7 protein-coding genes are annotated in these 7,175 nt (G+C 39.9%); 3 read left to right on the forward strand and 4 right to left on the reverse strand.

Annotation, left to right across the window (positions count from 1 at the left end; translation table 11 throughout):
* The coding region (locus ACEW8O_RS13595) for a hypothetical protein (RefSeq protein WP_373495170.1) at positions 1-1,164 on the reverse strand (1,164 nt) is incomplete at its 3' end.
* 268 nt (positions 1,165-1,432) lie between these two features.
* On the opposite strand from ACEW8O_RS13595, the gene ACEW8O_RS13600 reads away from it, so the two are divergent.
* Both ACEW8O_RS13600 and ACEW8O_RS13605 read left to right on the forward strand, forming a co-directional pair.
* Positions 1,433-2,485, forward strand: coding sequence for a ThuA domain-containing protein (locus ACEW8O_RS13600; RefSeq protein ID WP_373495171.1), 1,053 nt, complete (start codon positions 1,433-1,435; stop codon positions 2,483-2,485).
* 128 nt (positions 2,486-2,613) lie between these two features.
* Complete coding sequence (locus tag ACEW8O_RS13605) at positions 2,614-3,465, forward strand: sugar phosphate isomerase/epimerase family protein (RefSeq protein WP_373495172.1); 852 nt, start codon at positions 2,614-2,616, stop codon at positions 3,463-3,465.
* 151 nt (positions 3,466-3,616) lie between these two features.
* Here ACEW8O_RS13605 and ACEW8O_RS13610 read toward each other — a convergent pair whose 3' ends face one another.
* Positions 3,617-4,063: a hypothetical protein gene (locus ACEW8O_RS13610; RefSeq protein WP_373495173.1), complete on the reverse strand. Its 447-nt coding sequence runs from the start codon at positions 4,061-4,063 to the stop codon at positions 3,617-3,619.
* A 177-nt stretch (positions 4,064-4,240) separates the two neighbouring features.
* On the reverse strand, positions 4,241-4,687 hold the full coding sequence (locus ACEW8O_RS13615) for a hypothetical protein (protein ID WP_373495174.1): 447 nt from the start codon (positions 4,685-4,687) through the stop codon (positions 4,241-4,243).
* Positions 4,688-5,220: 533 nt separating this feature from the next.
* Between ACEW8O_RS13615 and ACEW8O_RS13620 the strand changes: the two genes are divergently transcribed.
* A complete protein-coding gene (locus tag ACEW8O_RS13620) occupies positions 5,221-6,012 on the forward strand; it encodes a LytR/AlgR family response regulator transcription factor (protein WP_373495175.1) in 792 nt (263 codons plus the stop codon).
* Between the two features lie 128 nt (positions 6,013-6,140).
* On the opposite strand, the gene ACEW8O_RS13625 is transcribed toward ACEW8O_RS13620, so the two are convergent.
* Positions 6,141-6,947: an alpha/beta fold hydrolase gene (locus tag ACEW8O_RS13625; protein ID WP_373495176.1), complete on the reverse strand. Its 807-nt coding sequence runs from the start codon at positions 6,945-6,947 to the stop codon at positions 6,141-6,143.
* Positions 6,948-7,175: the final 228 nt, after the last annotated feature.

A 7,175-nucleotide genomic window follows, 5' to 3' on the forward strand; every position in this document is an offset into this window, starting at 1 on the left:
CTTCATTTCCCATAGATTGACCTGTCCTGACAATATCCGGGATGCCCGGATGGATGATTTTGCTTTGTCATTTAACCCATTGCCATAATCCGGCCTGTGGTGCCTTACCGCTGCGGCCCCGCCGATAACATTGCGGCAAAATCGCTCCACCCCATCATCATTGCTTCCCGAACCCCATTGACTGTTCATCCCTCCATACACTTTGGTATGGTTGGCCGGTCGTAGCGGGTATTGGTCCCTTAAGCCCAAAATATATTGCAAGGTATCCCAATGTGCCTGACCGAAGTTCCTGCTGTTGATCTGGGAAATGTCCATAAAGGTGTAAAATCCCGGATGCGCAATCAGGTCATGACAACGTTGGCAGGAGGACGGTTTATGAAAATCATCATACATGTCTGTCAGGAAAACGGTCTTCCCCTGTTCTTCGGCTTTTTCCCTGATATAGGTAATCCAATGATTGCCCCAGGTCACCGGCGAGGTGGTCTCATTGTTCATGCAATACAGTATATTTTCATATTTTAAGGTGATGGAAAGAAACTTGTTCACATACCTTTCCTGATATTTCAGGATTGGCATCAGCTTTTCCCCATACTTGGGCATGCCTGGGATACTGTGGAAAAAAGGTTGGTGGTCTGCACCTGGGTGGTTGGGATAAACAACCTCAAAAGGACTTTCTTCCTGCGTGTAATTGATATTGTTGTCCGGGTGAAAAGGATTGAGCAGCCATTCCTCCCTGCTGAAATCAAAGCGGTCCCAAAGCTCCATCTGCACGATGATGTCCCGCTCATCACAAAGCCTGAGCAGGTATTCCAACTTGTCCCAATAACCGTCATTCCAACGGTCCAGGTCATATTTTCCATCCACCATACCATAAGCCCAAATATCCCTCTCATCGCGGGAAGACATGGTGTTGCGGATAAAATTACCCCCAACAGCTTCCAAATCATCCAAATGTTCCTTCAAGCTGTCGGACTGGAACAGGTTGTCGTTTTTGCTCCCACCCAGCAATAGCACAGGTCTGCCTTTGTACTGCCAATATCGGGGATTTTCCGCAAAAGGCTTTAAGGTATGGTCAGGAGTACCTATATTTCCAATATCGGGGCCACACGAAAGACCCATTAGGGACAATACTGCTGCAAATAGCAGAAGACGGTAACTATTCATGACTCAATATAAAAAAAGAATAGTGCTCATTTTATATATCTTATGCTTTTAATTCCATAGGCTATTTCACTGTCTTATTTTTCCAAATATTCTAAAAATCAGACATGCCTGTTTTCAATTAAACCACCTCCCACAAAAAAACCAAGTCCTACAACTTCAAATCCACATTACCCGCACAAATCTTATCAAATTTCGCTTTTTTCAATGCTGCTTTCAAAGTATCTTTTCAAATTGATTCCAAATTGAAAATCCTATAACCTGAAAACCAATGTTCTTTAAATCAGAATTCCCAGAACTTCCATACTTTTCTTCATCCAAAAAACTCTCTTACCTGCTTTTACTTCTTGTTTTTTCGTGCACCCTCTTGAATGCCCAAGAAGGAAAAACCTGGCTCCGCTTTGAGGGAAAAGATGGCCCCGGTAAGGGCAAACATATTGTTCTGATCAGCGGGGATGACGAATACCGTTCCGAGGAAGGTCTGCCCATGTTGGGAAAATTACTCGCTAAGCATTACGGATTTACCTGCACAGTGCTCTTTCCAATCGAACCAGAAACCGGAGACATTGTACCTTCTTACCAAAACAACATCCCTGGTTTGAAACAACTCGCAAAAGCTGACCTCATGATCATGCTGACCCGGTTCAGAGAATTACCGGATGAGCAGACCAAGCATTTTCATGATTTTATATTGGCCGGAAAACCCATCATTGGACTAAGGACTGCCACCCATGGATTTCATTATGAAAAAAACAAAAACAGTCCCTTTGCCAAATTTGACTGGAGAAACAAAGACAAAGGATGGGAAGGGGGATTTGGCCAGCAAATTTTGGGAGAAACTTGGGTTGCCCACCATGGACACCATGGAAAGGAAGGGGCGAGAGGCCTTATCAGTGGAATTCCCCAACAAGAAGACCATCCCATCTTAAGAGGCGTCAAAAATATCTGGGTTGCTTCCGATGTTTATACTGTTAAAAACCTGGTGCCTGAAGCCCATGTGCTTGTTTATGGCGTTCCTACTTCGGGAATGACTGACGATGCCCCTGTGAATTGGGAAAAAGCGGTAATGCCCATGGCCTGGACCAAAGACTATCAGATTGAGGGAGGGAAAAAAGGAAAAGTATTTACCACCACCATGGGTGCTTCGGTTGATCTGCAAAGTGGAGACTTAAGGAGACTTGTCGTTAATGCTGTTTTTTGGGGCCTTGATATGCCTGACAAAATCACACCTGACATGGATGTCTCTATTGTAGGTAAATACGATCCATCTATGTTTGGATTTGGAACATTTAGGAAAGGGATGAGGGTTGGGGATTTTAGATGAAAAAGACGTGAGATGTGAGACGAGAGATGTGAGATAGGTTGTCCGAAGTTTATAACTTCGGATCTCTGAGTATTGAGTTTTTAACTCAAATCCCCAATCATTTGTATTAGATTAAAAAAAAAACAACCATGAATAAAATTGGATTTAATGTATTGGCCTGGTCGGCTGCCATGTCGGATGACCTGAAACCCATCTTGGACAGATTGAAAAAAATCGGATATGACGGGGCTGAATTTTTTGTTGGCTCAGAAGATGTAGCTGCTTACAAGCGAATCGGAGAATATTGCAAAAATATCGGATTGGAAGTCACTACTGTATGTGTGCTTAGCCCTGAGGAAAATCTGGTCAGTCCTGAAACTGAAATCCGTCAAAAAGGCCTAGAGAAAATCAAATGGATTATAGACCGTTCCCATGACCTTGGTTCGCAGGTATTGTGCGGACCTTTTCATTCGGCATTTGCCACTTTTTCCAAAGCCGCTCCACAGGGTATCGAATATGCCCGGAGTGCCGAAATTCTCCACCAAGCAGGTGATTACGCTGTACAGGCTGGCATCCTCCTTACTCCTGAAGCATTGAACCGATTTGAATGCTACCTCTGCAACACCATGGTGCAACTTTCCCATTTATTGAAAAACACCAACCATCCCAATGTAATGGCAATGTTTGACACCCACCATGCAAATATGGAAGAGAAAAAGTTAGGAGAAGCTATCCGCCACATTGCACCATATCTTGCCCACTTCCATATCAGTGAAAATGACCGGGGCACCCCGGGTTCCGGTCATGTGCCTTGGGATGAAACTTTTGCCGCGTTGGCTGAGATCAAATACAAAGGTTGGCTGACTATTGAGGGCTTTACCCGAAACGATCCTGACTTCGCCAATGCCATCGGTGTGTGGAGACAGTTTTCAGAACCTTGGGAAATGGCTGAAAGTGGGTATAAGTTTATCAAGGTGATGGGGGAAAAGCATGGGCTTTAAAAAAAAGTGGTAGTCATGGCATGACTGTCTTCCTCTTTGTATTAAAATTGTAAATCCATTTTCCTTTTTGGATTTTTTTCTATATCAAAACATAAAATGAAAAAAAGGCCTAAGATTAAACACTTAGACCTTTAGTATTTTTAAAAAATCCCTATTTACATTCTTGACTGAAATCAAGAAACTCAGCCGTCACCTCGCCATTGGCATTTACAGTAATATGGATGTTTGCTTTAACTTTATAATTCGGGGCTTTACCCTGTCCTATAAGGAAACCGGATAAAGTAAAATTAGTACTAGATCCTTTCGATATGGTCTCAGTTGTATTGGATACATCATTATACTGATACTTTGCCCCTGATATTTGTCCTACACCAGATCCTTTCGCATTGACATGTAATTTGAACATCGTATTCCCACTTTTGGAAGTAACGTTATTTAAAACCACATGATACTCACCATCCACATCAACTGGTTCATCACAAAAGTAGGCTGTGCCCGAAAAAGGAAATCTAATTTGACTTGATTGAGCATTTACCTGACGGGTTAGCATTAGTCCAATTGCTGCAATGAGACTAAGAATTACTAAGTTTTTCTTCATTTTTTTTGTTTGTTTAGGTTAGAATTTGTTTTTATTATATAAAGGGTGATCGATAAAATATAATTGATAATTCAAGTAGGTTGTTGTGGCATTAACAAGCATTTCTTTAACTGATTCTAATGAATAAAAAAAAGGCATAAGATTAAACACTTAGGCCTTTAGTATTTTCCAAATCGCCTATTTACATTCTACACTTAAATTATAAACATCAACCGTCAACTCACCATTGGCATTTATGGTAATATGATAAGTTAAATGAACTTTACGGTTCGGAGCCTTACCCTGTCCTATCATCATAAAGGTTTGAGTAACAGTATAATTTATACCTTTCGATGCATTGAAGGTTTGATTGGACACTTCATTCCACTGATAAACTGCACCTGAATCTTGTCCTACACCTGTTCCTTTCCCATTGACATGGTATTTCAACATGACATTTCCATTATTGGAGAAAACTGAATTTGAAACAAAATGAAATTCTCCATCCACATCAACTAATTCTCCACAAAAGTCAACTGTTGTTGAAAAAGGGATTCTATCTTGACTTGATTGAGCATTTACCTGAATGACGAACATTAGTCCCATTGCTGCAACGAGACAAAATTTTACTAAGATTTTCTTCATTTTTTTTTGTTTTTTTGGGTTAGAAATTTTTTAAATTTAAATACATGTGATTGGTATAAAAGAAATATAAATAAGGATTGGTGGTTGTAGAATTTAGAATTTTTACCACTTTACTGGCATCTCTTTAATTATAAAAATTAAAAATTGCTGAGGAATATTATTTTATAATCCTTTAATAGGATGTTAAATTGAATTCATCTAAGGATTATACTCGATTTATTACCTTAATTTAATCATGAAATTCAGTCAAACCTAGATTTTCTTATCCAAAGACTAAATATTGATTGATTGGTTGATCAAATGGCAAGATTTGGCGGATTTACCGTTTGATTATTCATTTTACCATTTTGGCATGATTTCTATTATCATTAGTTTGTGTATAAAAAACTGGCTATATTGGATATAAATAGTTATTCAAAGAAGTGAAATAATCTTTTTATTCATTTAAAGTCATTAATTTCAAATATTCAGTACTGTTTAATTTAAATTAGAAGATGTCATAGCCGAATTTTCAAATATCTTAAAGGTTCATTTTGAGTAAGGATCCAAACATATCAACCCTAATTACTTGTGCGATCATTGATGACGATCCTTTTATCAGTGATCTCCTCTTGGATAAGCTGACCCAACACTTTCCCGAAATTCAGGTGATAGCCGTTGCCAATAATGGTCAAGAAGGGATTCAGAAATTAATGAAATTTAGGCCCAAACTGGTCTTTTTGGATGTAGAGGTGAACGACATGACTGGCTTTGAAATGCTTTTACAACTGCCGGAAATCAATTTTAAAACTATTTTTATTACCTCCTACAGACATTATGCAATTAAAGCCATCCGGTTCAATGCCTTGGATTATTTGCTGAAGCCAATTGATCTTGAGGAGTTGAAAAATGCCATTGCCCGCTTTAAGAACCAGTACGAGCAATCTTCCCTTCCAAATCCAATTAATCAGGCTTTGGTAAATATTTCCACCTTGGATGAAAAAGAACATGTCCTTAATCTTAATATCCAGAAAGGACTGGTGAAAATTGCCGTCAAAGATGTCCTATACATCCAAGGGGACAGAAACTACAGTCAGATTCAACTGGGCAACAAAAAAGTAGTTGTCTCTAAAACCCTTTCAGATTTGGCAGAAATTTTGGATGACCATTATTTCTTTAGGTGTCACAAATCTCACTTAGTGAATAGAATCCATGTACATTATATTGTCAATAGTTTCTCCCTTTTATTATCCTCGGGTCAGACCCTCCCTATTTCCAGAAGGCGAAAAAAGCCTTTCCAAAATTGGTTTTCTGAAATAAATTCACCGAGAAGAGAGCAGTCTTAGTTCTTTTTTCTTTTATCCAAATCTGCTGCATCACAGAAGGATGTAAATTCTTCTGAAAAACCCGACTCCCTGACCTCAACTCTCAATCAGGGAAAAAGAAAAATATTTTAATATTGGATCAAAGTATATTATCCCTGACTCTCCAACCAATCCCCTACCCTCTCATTAAAATCCTCCAAATTCTCCCAATGAAAAGCATGACCGCTTTCCGGGTAGATATGCAATTTGGAATTGGGGATTGCCGAGGCAACTTCCTTAGTCATCCACTGAGGTGTAAATACATCTTTCTCCCCTCCTAGAACAAAGGTCGGACAGTTGATTTTTTTCAAATCCTCTAGCACAGAATGGTTGATACATGCATCCGCCTGGGCCTCCAACCCGATCAGTGGCTGGGGATTTGGATCCAAAGCTGCATTTTTTCGGTCTTCGAACAAACCTGAATGGAATTCCTCATCATCCCAAGAACGTTTTGAGAAAATCAACAACTGAATGTAAAGGCTGAATTCATCAGGCTTCAACCTTGCTTTGCAGTCCTTCATATGCTGAAAAATAGCCTTGGCCGTATTGTCGCATCTTGCCCATGGACACATCAGGACCATAGCTTTTACCCTTGTCGGGTAATGAATGGCCATCTGTTGGGCAATGATGCTTCCCATCGATACGCCAACCACTTTTACAACCCCTAAGCCCAAATGATCCAAAACTCCAATGCAATCCTGGGCCATCTGAAGGGCAGTGTAGGATCCTGCAGGTTTGTCAGATTTGCCTACACCACGGTTGTCCACCAAGATACAGCGGAAGGATTTTGCCCAACGGGCAACATGTTTTTCCCAGACCGATCCCGGTGCTGTGATCCCCATAATCAGAAGCAAAGGTTCTCCCGAGCCTCTTTCTTCAAAGTAGATGTTGATTCCGTTGGTGGTGATGGTGGGCATAGTTTTTTGTAGGTAATTTATTGTTAAAATTTAAATTAAACGATTGATTCCCAAATCTTCATCATTCATTATTCATCATTCCTTATTCGAAATTCATTAATGAATATGACGTTCAGTAAATTGTAGTTCTTTATCCATCCCTTAAACCTTTACTCCTAATTCAGAGAGGTTCCATTCTTGATTCTTGGCTCTTATTTCTCAGTTCTCACCTCTCGTTTCTCGCCTCTT

The sequence above is a fragment of the Aquiflexum sp. genome, from assembly GCF_041749095.1.
In the GTDB taxonomy this organism is placed as follows: Bacteria; Bacteroidota; Bacteroidia; order Cytophagales; family Cyclobacteriaceae; genus Aquiflexum.